This is a genomic window from Caulobacter sp. GW821-FHT12D05, assembly GCF_058807295.1.
Window position 1 is genome coordinate 132,193 of sequence record NZ_JBXAQO010000002.1, and the last position, 17,217, is coordinate 149,409.

Annotated in this window: 16 protein-coding genes; 9 read left to right on the forward strand and 7 right to left on the reverse strand. The window is 65.8% G+C overall.

Translation table 11 applies throughout. The features are described 5' to 3' along the window. Positions 1-12: 12 nt before the first annotated feature. Positions 13-993: an alpha/beta fold hydrolase gene (locus AC1RRR_RS07995; RefSeq protein ID WP_492812010.1), complete on the forward strand. Its 981-nt coding sequence runs from the start codon at positions 13-15 to the stop codon at positions 991-993. Between the two features lie 12 nt (positions 994-1,005). Then, the gene (locus AC1RRR_RS08000) at positions 1,006-1,512 is read left to right on the forward strand and encodes a cytochrome P460 family protein (RefSeq protein WP_492812012.1); all 507 of its coding nucleotides are present in this window, start codon (positions 1,006-1,008) and stop codon (positions 1,510-1,512) included. A gap of 364 nt (positions 1,513-1,876) precedes the next feature. Here the strand turns inward: AC1RRR_RS08000 and AC1RRR_RS08005 are convergent, their stop codons facing one another. Then, positions 1,877-2,719, reverse strand: a complete 843-nt coding sequence (locus AC1RRR_RS08005) for an exopolysaccharide biosynthesis protein (RefSeq protein WP_492812014.1) — start codon at positions 2,717-2,719, stop codon at positions 1,877-1,879. A 17-nt stretch (positions 2,720-2,736) separates the two neighbouring features. On the opposite strand from AC1RRR_RS08005, the gene AC1RRR_RS08010 reads away from it, so the two are divergent. Both AC1RRR_RS08010 and AC1RRR_RS08015 read left to right on the forward strand, forming a co-directional pair. Then, positions 2,737-2,991, forward strand: a complete 255-nt coding sequence (locus AC1RRR_RS08010) for a DUF2171 domain-containing protein (protein WP_492812016.1) — start codon at positions 2,737-2,739, stop codon at positions 2,989-2,991. A 285-nt stretch (positions 2,992-3,276) separates the two neighbouring features. Beyond that, on the forward strand, positions 3,277-3,717 hold the full coding sequence (locus AC1RRR_RS08015; protein ID WP_492812018.1) for a response regulator: 441 nt from the start codon (positions 3,277-3,279) through the stop codon (positions 3,715-3,717). On the opposite strand, the gene AC1RRR_RS08020 is transcribed toward AC1RRR_RS08015, so the two are convergent. The 3 genes from AC1RRR_RS08020 to AC1RRR_RS08030 all read right to left on the reverse strand — a co-directional run bounded on the left by AC1RRR_RS08020 (position 3,714) and on the right by AC1RRR_RS08030 (position 6,469). Then, entirely contained in the window at positions 3,714-4,805 is a 1,092-nt protein-coding gene (locus tag AC1RRR_RS08020; RefSeq protein WP_492812020.1) for a sensor histidine kinase, read from the reverse strand. The two genes, AC1RRR_RS08015 and AC1RRR_RS08020, sit on opposite strands and share 4 nt — an antisense overlap. Before the next feature lie 103 nt (positions 4,806-4,908). Continuing rightward, positions 4,909-5,325: a hypothetical protein gene (locus tag AC1RRR_RS08025; protein WP_492812022.1), complete on the reverse strand. Its 417-nt coding sequence runs from the start codon at positions 5,323-5,325 to the stop codon at positions 4,909-4,911. Between the two features lie 247 nt (positions 5,326-5,572). Next, a complete protein-coding gene (locus AC1RRR_RS08030) occupies positions 5,573-6,469 on the reverse strand; it encodes a LysR family transcriptional regulator (RefSeq protein ID WP_492812024.1) in 897 nt (298 codons plus the stop codon). 102 nt (positions 6,470-6,571) lie between these two features. Here AC1RRR_RS08030 and AC1RRR_RS08035 point away from each other — a divergent pair, with 102 nt between their 5' ends. Together AC1RRR_RS08035 and AC1RRR_RS08040 are read left to right on the forward strand one after the other, a co-directional pair. After that, on the forward strand, positions 6,572-7,450 hold the full coding sequence (locus AC1RRR_RS08035) for an SDR family oxidoreductase (RefSeq protein WP_492812026.1): 879 nt from the start codon (positions 6,572-6,574) through the stop codon (positions 7,448-7,450). A 374-nt stretch (positions 7,451-7,824) separates the two neighbouring features. Beyond that, positions 7,825-11,151, forward strand: coding sequence for an ATP-binding protein (locus AC1RRR_RS08040; RefSeq protein ID WP_492812027.1), 3,327 nt, complete (start codon positions 7,825-7,827; stop codon positions 11,149-11,151). Positions 11,152-11,297: 146 nt separating this feature from the next. Here AC1RRR_RS08040 and AC1RRR_RS08045 read toward each other — a convergent pair whose 3' ends face one another. After that, entirely contained in the window at positions 11,298-12,194 is an 897-nt protein-coding gene (locus AC1RRR_RS08045; protein WP_492812029.1) for a LysR family transcriptional regulator ArgP, read from the reverse strand. A 68-nt stretch (positions 12,195-12,262) separates the two neighbouring features. Here AC1RRR_RS08045 and AC1RRR_RS08050 point away from each other — a divergent pair, with 68 nt between their 5' ends. Continuing rightward, positions 12,263-12,889: a LysE/ArgO family amino acid transporter gene (locus tag AC1RRR_RS08050; protein WP_492812031.1), complete on the forward strand. Its 627-nt coding sequence runs from the start codon at positions 12,263-12,265 to the stop codon at positions 12,887-12,889. A 14-nt stretch (positions 12,890-12,903) separates the two neighbouring features. Next, complete coding sequence (locus AC1RRR_RS08055; RefSeq protein WP_492812033.1) at positions 12,904-13,584, forward strand: B3/B4 domain-containing protein; 681 nt, start codon at positions 12,904-12,906, stop codon at positions 13,582-13,584. Between the two features lie 341 nt (positions 13,585-13,925). On the opposite strand, the gene AC1RRR_RS08060 is transcribed toward AC1RRR_RS08055, so the two are convergent. Next, positions 13,926-14,333 carry a response regulator gene (locus AC1RRR_RS08060; RefSeq protein WP_492812035.1) on the reverse strand — a complete coding sequence of 136 codons (408 nt, stop codon included), beginning with the start codon at positions 14,331-14,333 and terminating at the stop codon, positions 13,926-13,928. 263 nt (positions 14,334-14,596) lie between these two features. On the opposite strand from AC1RRR_RS08060, the gene lov reads away from it, so the two are divergent. Continuing rightward, positions 14,597-15,634, forward strand: coding sequence for a blue-light-activated histidine kinase (gene lov / locus AC1RRR_RS08065; protein ID WP_492812037.1), 1,038 nt, complete (start codon positions 14,597-14,599; stop codon positions 15,632-15,634). Between the two features lie 51 nt (positions 15,635-15,685). Here the strand turns inward: lov and AC1RRR_RS08070 are convergent, their stop codons facing one another. After that, positions 15,686-17,206: a sensor histidine kinase gene (locus tag AC1RRR_RS08070; protein WP_492812039.1), complete on the reverse strand. Its 1,521-nt coding sequence runs from the start codon at positions 17,204-17,206 to the stop codon at positions 15,686-15,688. Positions 17,207-17,217 lie beyond the last annotated feature (11 nt).

The window sequence follows — 17,217 nt, forward strand, 5'->3', positions numbered from 1 at the left end:
ACGATCGACCCCATGCGTCGGGCCATCCTCGGCGCGGCGATAGCGACGGCCGGCGCAACGACGCTCGGCGTCGGCAGCGCCCATGCGTCACAGGCGTTTCTCGGCGATTTGAAACAGATCGACGCCGGCGTCCTGAAGATCGGCTACGCGGACCTGGGTCCGCAGGACGGTCCCGCCGTGCTGCTGCTCCATGGCTGGCCGTACGATATCCAGACCTATGCCGGCGTCGCGCCGCGGCTGGCGGCCAAAGGTTACCGCGTCATCGTTCCCTATCTTCGCGGCTACGGAACCACGCGCTTCCTTTCGGACAAGACCCTTCGCAACGGACAGCAGGCGGTGTTCGCAGTCGACGCCATCGCCCTGCTCGACGCGCTCGGCGTCGCCCGCGTAATCGTAGGCGGGTGCGACTGGGGTGCGCGCACGGCCAACATCCTGGCCGCGCTCTGGCCGGATCGGTGCAAGGCCCTCGTCTCCGTCAGCGGTTACCTCATCGGGAGCCAGGCGGCGAACAAGGCGCCGCTGCCGCCCAAGGCCGAACTCCAGTGGTGGTACCAGTTCTACTTCGCGACCGAACGCGGCCGGGCCGGCTACGCCGCCAACACCCACGACTTCGCCAAGCTTATCTGGCGTCAGGCCTCTCCGCGGTGGGCTTTCGACGATGCCACGTTCGACAAGACGGCGTCGGCCCTCGACAATCTCGACCAGGTCGACATCGTGATCCACAACTACCGCTGGCGACAGGGCCTGGCTGACGGCGAACGCCAATACGACGCGATCGAGGCGCGCCTGGCCGTCGGGCCGCCGATCGGCGTCCCGACAATCACTTTGGAGGGCGACGCCAACGCAGCGCCCCACCCCGATCCGTCCGCCTACGCCAAGAAGTACACGGGCGCCTACGCCCACAGGCTGATCACGGGAGGCGTTGGCCACAACCTGCCTCAGGAAGCGCCCGAGGCGTTCGCCCAGGCAATCCTCGATGTCGATCGCCTTTGAAGGAGACATCGCATGAAGACGCCAGGACTGCTGACCCTGACCATCATATCCGCGGCAGGCGTGACGCTAGTCGCGGGACTGGCCCCTGCCCCTAAGCCGGAAGAGGTCTCGCCGATCTTCGGCGTGAAGATCCCGACGGGCTATCGAGACTGGCCGCTCGTGGCGCCGGCGCAGGAGACCGCTCCTCTGGATGAACTGCGCGCCGTCGTCGCGAACCCCTCGGCGCTCAAAGCATACCGCGCGGGCGTCCAGCCGTTTCCGGACGGAACGATCCTGGTGAAGCTGGCCTGGAAGCACACGCCCTCTCCCGACTTCCCGCCGGCATCCGTCCCTGGCGCGGCGACGACAGTGCAGGTGATGGTCAAGGACTCCAAACGCTATGCCAGCACCGGAGGATGGGGCTTTGGCCGTTTCATCGGCGGCGGCGCGGTCGACAAGGCCCAACACGAGACGTGCTTTGCGTGCCATGCAGCACGCGTGAAGGATCGCGACTACGTTTTTACGCGGTATGCGCCGTGACACTTTCGATGACATCCCGATAGCGCCAGTTGCTGACATTGGCGCCACTCCAGCGTCCGGACATTCAGGCGCCGACGCTGAGGGCGAACTCCGACCCAGCTGAGAAGTTTGAAACGTCCGCTCGGCGTGCAGACCCGTCAGAGCCTCGCCCGTCTTCGGCGCGCTCGGTGAGATCACGGGCGGCGAATACCCCTGCCCGTGCATCGGACGCCGGCCGGGCTCTGCGCGGTGTGATAGCTCCGCCCGCCGCCCGACAGCCAACATCAGCGCCAGGTGACATTTCTAACTGGCAGACTCCGCGACATCTTTGTGCGGCGTCGACAATACAAGTCGCGGTTTTTGTCAGGATTTTCCCGCCAAGCCTCTAATGCCACATCGCCAGGAGGTGGTTCGCGCCTTCGATTAGCGAGTGAGACAGAAGCGCTAATACGCCGATGCTAAACGCGCCCACTAGCCATCCAACCAGGATGGCCAGTCCGTCGAACTCGATCATGCCGAACCCGAACGCCACCAGCGCCAGAGCAGGCAACAGGTGGCCAAACGGAATGGGCAGAAAGCTGGCCAAGGCCAGAACGAACGCCGCGATCCCGAGTAGGCGGTCTCCCACGGGATTGAACAAGCCCTGGAAACGCGGCTTCACCACCAGTTCGATGCGGCGCAGGGTCGGCAGGATCCGCAGGCTCATGGCGATGAACGTCGCTCGCGATACCCCGCGATCCATCATCGTCCGCGGTAACCAGAGCCGGGGTCTGCCGAACATGATTTGGAAGGTGATGAGCACGAGAGGCACGCCGATCACCAGCGATATCCCTGGCGGCATCGGAAGGGCGTTTGGAATGGAGAAGATCAGCAGAAGCGCCCCAAAAGCCCGTTCGCCGAAGTGGTTCACAAGGTCTCGAACCGTCACGGTCTCGTTGGCCGTGGCCGCCAGTTGAAGCATCACGTTCGAGATCGATTGGCGTCGTGAGAATATGTTGAACGCTGCAGGCGGCAGGTCCGACGGTTCGATCGGAAATGTCTCGCCACTTTTCACCCGCCGCACCTGGACCTCTGCATCTTCAGGCCAATCGAACCACGGCGCCGCAGAACGGTTCCGCTTTAACTGCCTGTCGGCGAGATGCGCTTCGCAAAACTTTCCTCTGTCGCGCGGACCAAGCCTTGTCCCCACGGGAACACGCCGATCATCCCGCTCGTTGACGACAGTCATTTGAAAGGACCCAGGCGATGGCCAACGGCGAACAGATCACGGAACACATGGAAATCATTGGCGCCGATGGCGTCCATGTCGGGACGGTCGACAAGGTCGAAGGCGGCCGCATCAAGCTGACCAAGGCCGACAGTGCGCACAGCGATCACCATCACTACGTTTCGCTGGGTCTCGTCGCGGACATCGAGGGCGACAAGGTTCGTCTTTCCGCGAACGCTGCCAACGCTCTTCTGCTCGAAGAAGAAGAGTCGGGTGAGGCAACTTCCGACTAGTTGCTGACACGCGCCGGAGCGACAAAAGTTGCTCCGGACAGCACGGGCAAATTGCCTAGGCGCAATAGCTCGCATCAGCACCCTGCACTCGCCGGCGTCTGCTTTGCGCCATGAGCTGACCTTGGCGGGCATCCAGGAAGCAGACCTTCGGGGCCTGTCCTGCCCACATCACTTTTCCCGAACTGGGCAAGAGGCCCGGACAACGCACGCGGACGCGGATGGCATTTATGTCGCCTCTCCGACAAATTATCCCTGATCGCCTTCCGCGTGGGAACGGTTTCCCAAATGAGCCGTACCCCAACCATGTCGCGGGCTCGCATACTCATTGTCGAAGACGAATACCTGGTCGCTTGCGACCTTGAGGCCTCGCTGGAAGAGCTTGGCTATAGCTGCGCCGGCATCGCTCCGGATCTTGAAACAGCCCTGACCCTTGCGGTGACGAAGCCGGATCTGGCGCTGGTCGATATCCATCTGCGCGACGGTCAGACGGGCCCGCAGATCGCCGAGCGCCTAGCCCAGGATCACGGCATCGCGGTCCTGTTCGTCACCGCCAATCCGCGCATGGCGATCGAGGCCAAACTGCCCGGCGTTCTCGGCGTGCTGAACAAGCCTTGCCAGGAGGAAGTCGTCGCTGCGGCGGTGGCCTATGCCCTTCAGTCCAAGCGCGGCGCGCCGCTACTATCGCCGCCGGCCGGCCTGACGCTCTTGCAGGGCGGGCTGAGCTAGAGATCGCGGCTCAACCGCTTGGTTAGCACGTCAACTTCAACGCACAGCCCGCTCGTCTTCCATGCGCGACGGATCACTCCGCCAAGCTGCTGGACCACACTCATCTCGGCGAGCCGCGTGCCAAAGCCCGTACGTGTAGGCTCTCCTGACACTTCAGGACCGCCGGTCTCGGACCACATGATGCGCACGGCATCGTCGCCGCAGGCGATTTCCACCTCGACGCGCCCATCGTGCGTCGACAAGGCCCCGTATTTGGCGGCGTTGGTCGCCAGTTCATGGAAGACCAGGGCGATCGGCGTGGCCCCTCGGTCATCGATGTCTACGTCGTCGCCGGCAATCACGATGCGCTGCTCGTCGAAGGCGGGATAGGGCCTGAAGATCTCCTCAAGGAGGCCCTTGAGGGTCGATCCGCCGAGCGCAGGCCGGGACTGTTCGCTATGGGGCCTGGCGAACTCGTGGGCGCGCCCCAGGGCGGCGATCCGCTCCTGAAGACCCTTGGCGAACCCCCGAACCGAAGGATCGTGGCGGCTGGAAAGGCCGATTAGGCCTGAGACCACGGCGAAGATGTTCTTGATCCGGTGGCTCAGTTCGCGACTGAGCAACTCGTTCTGCTCGGCCGCCATCTTGGCGTCGTGTATGTCTGTGCAGGTTCCGATCCAGCGCGCGATCGCCCCCTCGTCATTGAACACCGGCAGCGCCCGCCCCAGGGTCCAGCGGTACGTTCCTGATCGATGCCTTAGCCGGTACTCGATCTCGTAAGGCTCGCCCGTCGCTAGGCTGTGGCGCCAACGCGACCAGGCCCGATCCTGGTCCTCGGGGTGGAACATGCCGTTCCAGCCCTCCCCGTCAGTCGACCCTTCCGGAACGCCGGTGAACTCATACCAGCGTGCGTTGTAGTAGTCGTGGAAGCCGTCAGGCAGCGTCGACCACACCATCTGCGGCATGGCGTCGGTGAGCACTTGCAACTGCGCCCGGCTCTGGCTGAGCGCCTCGGCCGTGTTGGGCGAGCCGTTCTGCCATGGCGCGCGCATCGTCTCGGGATCTGCACTCACGTGTTCGGCGCTCGCATGGTTGTCGTCCCGGTTCAAAATTCACCTTCCAGCCAAGCTGGTGTCGGTTTCGTCGGCGTGGCCGCACCTTCAGGACGTGGCCCAAAACATAGCAGAAGGCGGCTGGAAAAGTTCCGCGTCGCTAGGTGGACGCCGCCCGTGGGACGATCGCGCGGAAGGCCGTGGGCAGGAACGTGATCTTAGCGTGCCGCTCGATCTGGACCTTTTCGCCGTCGAGGATGGCGGGGATTTCGCCATGGGCCAGGACATCGACACACTTGACCTTGGCGCGCGTGACGGACGGGTCATTGCGCCATCCATCGAACGCCGCGTGGAAGGCCAGGCCGAACAGTCCCGCCGCCGTCCCTGGATCTAACGCCACGGCTTCCAGGGCTGCCTCGTGACCATCCATGGCTTGCGATATCAACGGGCAGATAACAGCCACGGCGTCGGCCGAGCCATTCATGGTCCCGAACTCGTAGTCGATGGCGTCCGACAGACTACGCCGGGTCGCCGTCACCGCACGTTTCGCCGCCTCGACAAGGTCGCCCTCCCGCACGGCCTCGCGTAACTCTTGGAGTCAATCCAAAGAGGGATGGGCCTGGATCGCGCTCTGGCTGCGGGCTTCGCCGTTTTTGAATTCACACCTGAGGTCGCCGTGGCCGACCGTCTGCTCCCCCCTCTCCGCCAATCGCGGGGTCTGCTTCGACTGCGAGCTCGCGCCATGAGCGGACATTGCGCTCCGCTCCAAAAGCCGACCTGCTACTCGGCGCCAGAGTGATTGGTTGGTCCTCTTCCCACAAGCTTCAGCCTATCTCGACGTAGCTCGCGAGCTCTTCAGGCGCTCCCGTTGGAAACGTGGCCTTGAGATGATCCAGGAAGGCGGAGACACGCGCACTGAGCAGCCGACGGGACGGATAGAGCGCCCAGAGCGCGATCTCCGATCCAGCGGCGTCGCCCCAGGAGACCAGTCGGCCGGCGTCCAGGTCGTGACTGACCAGCGAAATCGGCAGGCGGGCGATCCCGACGCCGGCCCGCACCGCGTCGCGGACCATGATCAGCGACGACAGGCGCAAAACGGGCTCGACCGCGATCCTGGAAGGACCGTCCGAGGTCGTTACATCCCAGGTCTCGGCGTCAGATCCCGCGCCACGGACCACCGCCCGTACGGATAAACCGTCCTTCGGTCGCGCCAGGTCCGGGCTGGCCACAACGACCAGGCGGTCGCGCAGGAAGATGCGGCCGATCAGGCCCGCGTCCGGGTTCGGGTTCACCCGGATCACCAGGTCATAGCCCTCCTCGACCATGTCCACCGCGCGGTCGTCGGTCGTCACTTCCAGTCGCACCTCGGGGAACGCCAGGGCGAACTCGGCAGCCAGGCGGCCCATGGCGGTTTGGGAGAACAGCAGCGGCGCGCTGATCCTCAGGCGGCCGCGCGGCGTCCCGCCGCCGGAAGCGATCGCGGCGGCGGCTTCGTCCAACTCGGCCAGCAGAGCGCCCGTACGAACGAAGAGCGCTCGCCCTTCCTCCGTGAGCTTCAACGTCCGGCCGCCGCGCTCGAACAGACGCAGGTCCAGGCTGGCCTCCAGCTCGGAGACCCGCCGTGACAGCGTAGCCTTGGGGCGGCCGGTTTCGCGGGCGGCGCGGCCAAAGCCGCCATGCCGCGCGACCAGGTTGAAATCGGCGAGGGCGAGCAGGTCCATCTGTTCCACTAGTGAGACGGTTTGTCCAAATCTAGCGACTATTGGTCTCCATGTGGATCGATCATTTTCCGGGTGCCAACCACCCCAACCCGGAGATTTTCCATGACCATCCTCGTTACCGGCGCGACCGGCCGTGTCGGCCGCCAAGTCGTTCAGCAACTGATCCAGCGCGACGCCAAGGTCCGCGTCCTGGTCCGCGATCCCGCCAAGGCCGACTTCCCGACCCGCGTCGAGATCGCCAAGGGCGACCTACTCGACATCGACGCCCTGCGGTCCGCCTTCAAGGGCGTGAGCACGCTGTTCCTGATCAACGCCGTGGCGGGCGACGAATTCACCCAGGCGCTGATCACCCTGAACATCGCCCGCCAGTGCGGCGTCGAACGGGTGGTCTACCTGTCGGTGCTGCACGCCGATCGCTTCGTGGACGTACCGCATTTCGCCGTGAAGTTCGGCGCCGAGCGGATGATCCAGCAGATGGGCTTTTCCGCCACGATCCTGCGCCCGGCCTACTTCATCGACAACGACCTGACGATCAAGGACGTGGTCCTGAACCACGGCGTCTATCCGATGCCGATCGGAGCCAAGGGCATCGCCATGATCGACGCGCGCGACATTGCAGAGGTCGCTGCGATCGAGCTGATCCGCCACGACCAGTCGCCGAGCAAGCTGCCGGTCGAGACCCTCAACCTGGTCGGCCCCGACACGCTGACGGGCGCGGACGTAGCGGCGATCTGGTCCGACGTGCTGGGCCGTCCGGTCGTCTACGGTGGTGACGACCCCAGCGGCTTCGAGCAGAACGCGGCGGCCTTCATGCCCAAGTGGATGGCCTACGAGATGCGCCTGATGGCCGAACGTTTTGTCAGCGACGGCATGGTCCCGGAGAACGGCGACATCGAGCGCCTAACCGCGATCCTGGGCCGCACGCTGTACAGCTATCGCGACTTCGCCGGCGAAATCGCGGCTGAGATGAAGGAGGCTTAGTTGCAGCTGGGAATTGAGGGTGGCCAGCGCTGGCCGCCCTCTGCTCGCTTGGCGCCAAGAGCGGAACTTGCCTCACTATCGCAAAGCGGACATCGGGGTCCGATCGGAACAAGTAGCTTCCTACTCCCCTGCACGCTCGACCTTCTCGAAACTCCGCCGCGCTGCGACGTGTCGTCGCAGCCTGTGGAAGCATGCGGATCCTGAAACGCCTTGTGTCGCGGCGCTATTTGGCGATCTCGCAACTCACGCCTCGCGAGAGATGCGTGCAGCCGCTCGCCAATAACGTTGATCGCCCGATAGGCGGTCGATACGGTCACCCACCGGTTGCCGACGTGATCATCACATCGCCAGGGTGACCAGCCTTGGACCAGTGCATGAGCAGTCGCAACGGCGCCATGGTCGCGGAGGACACCGCCTTCCTCTCCGGGGGCGGCGAGATGGCGCGACTGATCGGCGAGACCGACTGGTCCAAGACGCCGCTGGGACCGATCGACACCTGGCCGCAAAGCCTGCGCACCACCGTGAGCCTGTGCCTGGCCTCGAACTTCCCCATCAACATCATCTGGGGGCCACAGCACTGCCAGATCTACAACGACGGATACCGCGTCGTGTGCGGCGCGGCCCACCCGCAGGCGCTGGGCGAGCCCTATAACGTGACCTGGGCCTCGGCCTGGCCAGCGATCGGCGCGCCGTTCCACCACGCCCTGGCCGGCGAGACCTCGTTCCTCGAGAACCAGCGGATGTTCCTGTTCCGCAACGGCTATCTCGAAGAGACCTTCTTCACCTTCTCTCTGAGCCCGATCCGCGACGAAAGCGACGGGATCGGCGGGCTCTTCCATCCGGTCACCGAGACCACGGCCAGCATGTTGGCCGAGCGCCGAGCGCGATTGCTGCGCGACCTCAACGCCAGCCTGGGCGAGGTCCGGGAAACCCGCCAGGTGTTCGAGAACGTCCTGGCGATCCTGTCTGAGCACGCCCTCGACCTGCCGTTCGTGCTGCTCTACACCTTGGATGTTCAGGACGGGACCTATCGCCTGACCGGATCCGTGGGCGTCAAGCCCGAGGATCCGATCGCCCCACCGGTCCTGACGGCGGACGCGCTGACGCCATGGCCCGTCGAGACCCTGGCCGACACCCGCGAACCGATCGAGGTCTCCCTCCCCTCACCGGCGGTCGGCGCCCTTCGCGGCCCGTACGAGGAGTCCCCGCACACCGCCCTGACGTTTGCGATCACCGCGCCCGACACGCCGCGCCCGCAGGCCTTGATGATGGTCGGAACCAGTCCCCGCTTGCCGCTGGACGAGGCCTATCGAGGCCTCATCGGGCTGCTGGCGTCGGCGCTGAGCGCGGGGCTGGCCAGCGCTCGCAGCTACGAAGACGCACGTCAGCGCGCCGAAATGCTGGCCGCGCTGGACCAGGCCAAGACCGCTTTCTTCTCGAACGTCAGCCACGAGTTTCGCACGCCGCTGACCTTGATGCTGGGCCCCATCCAGGACGCTCTGGAGGCGGGCGTCGATCTGCCGGCGATCCAGCGCGAGCGACTGGAGGTAACCCATCGCAACGCCCAACGCCTGCTGAAACTGGTCAACTCGTTGCTGGATTTCTCACGGGTGGAGGCGGGGCGGACCCGCGCAGCCTTCCAGCCCACGGACCTGCCCGGCCTGACCGCCGAACTGGCCAGCAACTTCCGTTCGGCTTGCGAGCGCGCCGGCCTGACCTTGACGGTCGACTGCCCGCCGCTGTCGCAGCCAGTCAATGTCGACCGAGAGATGTGGGAGAAGATCGTCCTCAACCTGATCTCCAACGCCTTCAAGTTCACGCTGGAGGGCGGGATCGCCGTTCGCCTGCATCAAGCGGGCGCGCGCGTCGAGTTGATCGTCGAGGACACCGGCCTTGGCATCGCCGAGGATCAACTGCCCCGCGTGTTCGAGCGCTTCCACCGGATCGAAGGCCAGGGCGGACGCACCCATGAGGGCAGCGGTATCGGCCTGGCCTTGGTCGAGGAACTGGCCAAGCTGCATGGCGGTCAGGTCTCGGTGCGCAGTCGCCCGGGCGAAGGCAGCGCCTTCACCGTCAGCCTCCCGCTCGGCGTGGCGCACCTGCCGCGCGACCAGGTCTCGAACCGCGAAGCCCTGACCGACACCGCCGTTCATGCCGAAGCCTTTGTCGCCGAGGCGTTGCGGTGGCTGCCCGATGTCGCGGACGCAGCGCAAGACGGGATGGTCGAGATCGCCAAGGACGTAGGCGCCGCGATCGAGGGTCGCCCTCGCGTGGTGCTAGCCGACGACAACAACGACATGCGCGCCTATGTCCAACGTCTGCTGGAAGCCGGGGGATATGAGGTCCAGGCGGTATCCGACGGACAGGCGGCCTTGGCGGCGGCGCTCAAGGGGCCGCCGCCTGACCTAGTGCTTAGCGATGTGATGATGCCGGGGCTGGACGGCTTCGGCCTGCTGGCGGCCTTGCGTTCGGAACCGCGGCTGGAGGGCCTTCTGGTCATCCTGCTGTCGGCCCGGGCCGGCGAGGAAGCTCGCGTCGAGGGTCTGGCCGCCGGGGCCGACGACTATCTGGTCAAGCCGTTCAGCGCCCGCGAACTGCGGGCCAGGGTCGACGGAGCCGTGCGGCTGGCGCGCCAGCGCCGCCAGGCCGCGCGCCGCGAGCAGGAATTGCGCGCCGAGATGATCGCCGAGCGCGGCCGCGCGGCGCTGCGCCAGAGCCAGGAACAACTGGAGTTCGCCCTCGAAGCCGGGCGTCTGGGCAGTTGGGAGATGGACGTCGCCACCAGCCGCATCGCCGCCTCCGACCAGTGCCGCGCCCTGTTCGGCCTGGGGACCGCGGACCCATTCGAGCACTATGACGATGTCGTCAGACGTGTTCACCCTGAGGATCGCGACCGTCGCGACGCCGAAGTCCAGCGCGCCATCGTTTCGGGGGAGGACATGGACGTCGAATACCGGATCGTGACTCCCGACGGCGAGGTGCGTTGGGTCCTGGCGCGCGGACGGGCGACCTATGACCAAGGCCGTCCGGTCAGCGTCGCCGGCATCACGTTGGATATCACAGAGCGCAAGGCCGCCGAGGTGCGCCAGAAGGCGCTGCTGGCGGAGGTGGATCACCGGGCCAAGAACACCCTGGCCAGCGTGCAGTCGATCGCCGTCCAGACCCTGCGACACACCCAGGACCCGCAAGACTTCTCGGAGACCTTCGTTGCCCGCATTCACGCCCTGTCCCGGGCGCACGAGCTGCTGACGGCCAGCGCCTGGGAGGGCGCTGATCTGATGGAGGTGATCCGCCGCACGGTGCGGGTGCACCTGCCCGACAACGAGCAGGATCGGGTGTCGCTCGCCGGGCCGTCCATCCGGCTAGGCCCCAACGCGGCCGTCACCATCAACATGGCGTTCCACGAACTGGCGACGAACGCCGCCAAGTACGGCGCGTTTTCGGCCGTTAACGGGCGTGTCGAGGTGGCGTGGTCGTTGGACCTCCACCGAAGCGAGGTCGTCGTCGATTGGCGTGAAACCGGCGGCCCGACCGTCAGGGCCCCAACCCGCCGAGGATTTGGCTCGCGCCTTCTCCAGGTAGGCTTGCCGCGCGAGTTGGGAGGAAGGGTCGATCTCCAGTTCCCGCCAAGCGGGTTTCGGTGCGTCCTTTACCTGCCGCTCTCGACCAAAATCGGTCTCGGCCAAGCCTCCGAGACTTGAAATCGGCGCCTGCCAAATCGCGCCAGGAGCCGACGTTAGCGCACCTCCAAGAACGCGACATTCGGCGCCTTGCCGAGACGGCCAACACCGAACCATGCGGATGATCGAGGGGGCCGCTTTGAGGCGTTGGCGCGCACCTTCTTTGACTAGCAAGGCGCCAATGTGCGGGTGGCGGCCGTTCGGATAGCGTGGGTAAGGTTGTCGAGGAGCCGGGCCGACAGTCTTGTGCGTTGCCAGTAGAGCGAAACCGAGATTCGATGCTTCGGCGAGAGCTCCACCAGACGGCCGGCGCTAAGATGTGGCGTGGCCAGAACCGTAGGGGTCGTCGCCCAGCCGAGGCCGGCAAGGGTCATGTCCAGCATGCCAGGCGTCGAGGGGGCCCAATGCGTCGGTGGGGAAATCTCCACATCCCAAGCCTCGCGAGCCCACCGCGCTTGCAATTGATCGCGTCGATCAAAACGCAAAATCGGCACTGCTTGAAGGCTGTTCGCACCGACGCCCTCGGCGAAGAAGCGCGCCATGAACGCGGGGCTGGCGACCGCGACGTAGTCGATGGCGCCGAGCGGGTAGGTCTTGCAGCCGGACACCGGCGACGGATCCGCCGTCACGGCCGCGAGCACTTCGCCCGACCTCAAGCGATCAGCCGTGTGAGCTTCGTCTTCAAGCACAAGGTCCAGCATCGCGCCCGTCTCTCGAGCGAAGAGCGCCGCGGCTTCTGGAAACCAGGTGCTGACGCTATCGGCATTGACCGCCACGCGGACGGTCGAAGGCTCGAGGGTCGGGCCGGCCAGGCTTGGCAAGTTGCGGATCACCTCACCTTCCAGGAGGCGCACCTGTTCGACATGGGCGCAAAGCTTGGCGCCCATGTCCGTGGGACGGCAAGGCGCGCCGCGCGTCAGTAGGATTGCGCCAACGCGTTCCTCCAGGCCTTTGACTCGTTGCGACACGGCCGAGGGGGTCACGCCCAGCACCGCCGCGGCCTTATCGAAGCTGCCTTCGCGGGCAACGGCGGCGACGGCGGCAAGCGAAGCATAGTCCAACATTAGCTTGCCTAATTTAACGTAAGGAACCTGAATTAGCCTACAGCGTCCACGTCGGGCATCAAGCGCCCATGACCCAAGACCTTCTCCCCGCCTTCACCAAGGGCTTCGTCCTCTCCGCCGGCCTGATCATTGCGATCGGCGCCCAAAACATGTTCGTGCTGCGGCAAGGCCTGAAGCGCGAGCACGTGCTGCCGATCGTGCTGTTCTGCGCGCTCGCCGACGCCACCTTGATCGTGGCTGGTGTCAGCGGGCTGGGCGGGGTCCTGGCGTTGATCCCGGGCTTGGCCCTCGGGCTCAGCCTCGGCGGCGCAGCGTTCTTGAGCTGGTACGGAATCTCGGCGCTGCGCCGGGCCGCCAGACCTTCAGCCCTGGTTGTCGGCCAAGAAGCCGGTTTGACCTTGGGCGCGGCCCTGGCGGGAACGGCCGCCTTCACCTTCCTGAATCCGCACGTCTACATTGACACCGTCATGTTGATGGGAGCGGTCGGCGCCAGCTTGCCGCCCCTGGAGCGCCCGCTCTTCATGGCTGGTGCAGCCCTGGCCAGCTTTGTCTGGTTTTCCTCGCTAGGCTTCGGCGCGCGCTTCCTGGCGCCGCTGTTCGCCCGGCCAATGGCGTGGCGCGTACTCGACGTCGCCATCGGGATACTGATGCTGGCGCTCGCCGCCAGCCTCGTGCACAGCGCCATCACCGGCTAGGTAGGGTCATTCCAATGTCGTTCGCGCCTGCCATCTCGCCAGAAATCTTCGCCCTACGACCGGACTTCACCGCGCTGAGCATCTATGTCGATGCGGCACGCAACACAGAGAGCGACGCCCAAAGCGCCGGCCTCTTGGACGCAGCATGCGGTATGCTGGACGCGGCCCCTTGGGCTGAGGCGCATCTGGAGGCTTGGCGAGACGCCTATCGCGCCTTCGGCGCCAAACCTCAACGTACACCGTGCTCGGCCGATGCCCTGCGCAAGCGCGCGCTTAAGGATGGCCGGCTGCCGACAGTCAACGCGGTCGTCGATCTTTACAACGCTATCAGCGTCCGCTTTGCGCTGCCCATCGGCGGCGAGGACGCGGACCTCTACGCAGGAGCGCCGTCCTTGATCCGCGCGATCGGCGGCGAGCCGTTTGACACCATCCAGGAGGGTCGGCCGCAGATCGAGCCGGTCGATCGTGGAGAGGTGGTCTGGCGGGACGCCCGGGGCGTCACGTGTCGGCGCTGGAACTGGCGGCAAGGTGTGCGAACCCGCATCGGCGTCGACACCACCAGCATGTGGTTCGTCCTGGAGCGTCTGGATCCGATGCCGATCAGCGCCTTTGAGCAAGCCGGCGCCGAACTCTTAAACGGCCTGAACGCCCTCAGTCCCGGCATTCGCGCGTCAACACTGATGCTCCGCGCATAAGCTTAGCGACGGCTTTCGCGCGTGGCTCTCCCAACCCTCCCGATCTGAAAGTTCGCGTTGTCGGCAGGGTCGCGCCAGGAGCGGACATTGTCGCATCTCCAGAAATACGATTCTCGTCCGTTTAGACGGCTAGGCCATGGCCGGCGTCGGCGTGCAGGATGGGGTGGGCAGCCATGGCTGTCCTTCGCCGACCAAAGGCTCGCGAAGCGAAAGCCATACCTGGTTTGGAATGTCTGAAATCAGGGCCGCGATTGTCGAAGTGCGGCTCGGCGAGAACCCTATCACGCCTAGCTTGAGCTGATGGTCATCTCATTTGACCAAGGGACGACTATCGCGGCGGACTATCGCTGCGGCGCGAGCATCGCCTGGACAAGCTCGATCAAATTGGAAGGCCGATAAGGCTTTTGCAGAAAGCGTCCGCTCGCCGGAAGATCGACGGGCTTCAAGACGGCCGCGCCCGAGGTGGCGATGATCGGCATTTTGGGCCAACGCAGAGCGACCAGCCGGGCTAGTCCCAGGCCATTGATCTCGCCGGGCATGTCCACATCGGTGAACAGCAAGGCGATGTCGGGTCTTGCATCCAGCAGGACGAGCGCTTCGCGGGCGTCCACCGCCTCAAGGGCGTCGTAGCCGGCGTCCTTCAGGATGTCGCAAGCCAGCATGCGAACCAGGACCTCGTCCTCGACGATAAGCACGACTTGTGGCGCCGCGCGGGCTCCGTCCGCGGCCTCGCGGCCTTCACTGCCCATCAAGATTGCCCCTGCCGGAGTCGCGCCAGAAGGCGCGCGGAAACGTCGGCTATCCGACTCAATCCGAGCCGAGCGTTTTAGTTTCATTCATGGCGCACGTTCAAGCTTGCACCGTGCCGTTGCCTCCCCCGAAAGGTGAAACAATGTAGAACCTGACGCGCCATCGCACCGCGCAAACCCTCTCTTGCGCGCCGCTCGCAACCCCCGCCAGACCCTAGCGTTGTCCTGCCCCGGACAGAGGCGCACCGGGCGGGAGGAAGCACTTGAGCGACGAGACCTTGTCCCTGGCGGACCAAGGCCCGATCGATCGGCGGGACCTTGTGTTCATCGCCGTGGATCGCACGCGCACGCCGATGGTGATCTGTGATCCGCGCCAGAGCGACAATCCCATCGTCCTGGCCAACCAGGCTTTCCTGAACATGACCGGATACACGCGCGACGAGGTCATCGGTCGAAACTGCCGTCTCGTGCAGGGCCCTCTGACGGCCCGCGCGGCGATCGAGGCCCTGGGCGCGGCCGTCACCGACGCGCGGGAGATCGAGGTTGAGATCCTCAACTACCGCAAGGACGGCTCGACCTTCTGGAACCGGGTCACGCTCAGCCCCGTGCATGACGAGGTCGGCGCGCTGCTCTATTTCTTTGGCTCGCAGTTGGACGTGACGCAACGGCGCCTGGCCCAAGCCACCCAGGCCGAGGACATTTCCGCCCTGATGCGTGAGATCGACCATCGGGCGATGAACGCCCTGGCCATCGTCGAAGGCATCGTGCGGCTCAGCCGCGCTCATGACGTCCAGCAGTACGCCGCGGCGGTCCAGCAGCGTGTCCAGGCCCTGGCCCGAGCCCACGCCTTCCTGTCCGAGAGCCGATGGCAGGCCGCCCGCCTGCACGACGTCCTGCGCCTGCAGATCGAACCCCACGCGCCCCACCGCGCGACCCTGGACGGCCCCGACATCCGCATCGGCGCCACCCTGGTGCAACCGTTGGCGCTGGTGCTGCACGAGATGATCGCCAACGCCAGCACGCACGGTTGCCTTTCGGAGCCCGCCGGACACCTGGCCGTGCGCTGGACGCCGCATGACGGCGGGAGCGGCCTTCGCCTGATCTGGGAAGAAACCGGCGGCCCGCCGCCGCCGCGACGCCGGATCGGCGGGTTTGGGTCCGCCATGGTCACGGCGATCATCGAACGGCAACTGCGCGGCCAGGCGCGCCTGGACTGGCTTCAGACCGGACTGCGCGCCGAGTTCATCGTCCCGGACCTGGCCAGCGAGCCCAAGCCGTTTCAGGTCGCCGCCGGCGCCTGATCTCGACGCGGGGCGCTAAGCCGAGGCCAAGCGGGCGCGGGCGTGGCGTCGCTAGTCTTGGATCGCACTTAGCGGCGCGGTCGTCATCCAGGCCAAGCCGTCCGGTTCGAAAGCTGTCCGATTACCGCCGCTCGCCGAGCCCGAGAGGCTGGTCTCGATCAGTCGTGAGCCGAAGCCCCGGCGGGTGGGCGCGGCGACAGGGGGGCCGCCGCGCTCCTTCCAGGTCAGCACGAACTGCGCCTGGGGTCCCTCGCCCACCACCGACCAGGCGATATCGACGCGCCCCGTGGCGTTGGACAGCGCGCCGTACTTGGCCGCGTTGGTGCAAAGCTCATGCAAGGCCATCGACAACCCCACCCCCGCCCGCGCCGAGATGAGCATGTCCGGACCGGTCGCGTGGATGCGCCCCTCGCCGGAGTCGTGCACGCAGGTCGCCGCTTGGATGATCGCCAAGATCGGCGCGGCCGCCCAGTTGCTGCTGGTCAGGATGTTGTGCGCACGGCCCAGGGACATCAGGCGATCCTCGATCGTGTTCTGGGCTTCCAGAGGCGTTGCGACAGTACGAAGCGACTGGCGGACGATCGCCTGAACCAGCGAAAGGGTGTTCTTGACCCGATGCTCAAGCTCGCTGGTCAGCATCTGCCGGTCGCGCTCGGCCGAGGCTTCGCTGATCTTCAGCGCCTCCTGCGCCAGCCGATACTCGGTGCGGTCCCTCAGGATCTTCAGGAAGCCGACCGGGACATCGTTATCGTCGCGCAGCGGCATCATCTCGCCGCTCGCCCAGAAGCGCGTGCCGTCCTTGCGCAGGTGCCAGCGTTCGTCCGACCCGCGGCCATGCGCGAGGGCCGCGCCCATCTCCTGCTCGGGAACCTGGGCGGCGCGGTCTTCAGGGGTGAAGAAGTCGTCGCAAGGACGTCCGCACATTTCCGCTTCCGTCCAGCCCAGGATGTTGGCGGCGCCGGCGTTCCAGCTCGTCACCAGGCCCTGCAGATCCATGGTGATGATGCCGTAGTCGATGGCGCTTTCCAGGATCCGCTTGTGGCGCTCTTCGCTGGAGCGCTTGTGCGCCAGCGCCTTGCGCAGCTCCAACTGGACCATGACCTGGCGCGCCAGGGTCTTGAGGGCGAAGACCTGCTGATCGTCGAGCTGGCGGGGCCGGTCGTCCAGAACGCAGAGCGTGCCCAAGGGCAAGCCTTCGGGCGTCTCCAAGGGCGCGCCGGCGTAGAAGCGAAGGTTCGGCGCTCCCGTGACCAGCGGATTGGCGACGAAGCGTGCGTCCAGCGTGGCGTCCTCCACCACGAAGGTCTCGCGCTGCTGGATGGCGTGGGCGCAGAAGGCGACCTCACGCGGGGTCTCGGCGACATCGAGACCGACCGCCGATTTGAACCACTGCCGGCGGTCATCCACCAAGCTGATCAAGGCCATGGGCATGTCGCAGATCTGCGCGGCGACCTTGATCAGGTCGTCGAACGCGTCCTCGCTCGGCGTGTCCATGATCGCATAGCTTTGGAGCGCGGCGAGGCGATCGGCTTCACGCCAGCCAGGGCCTTGAGCATTGGGTGGCGAACTCATCGCACACCCTT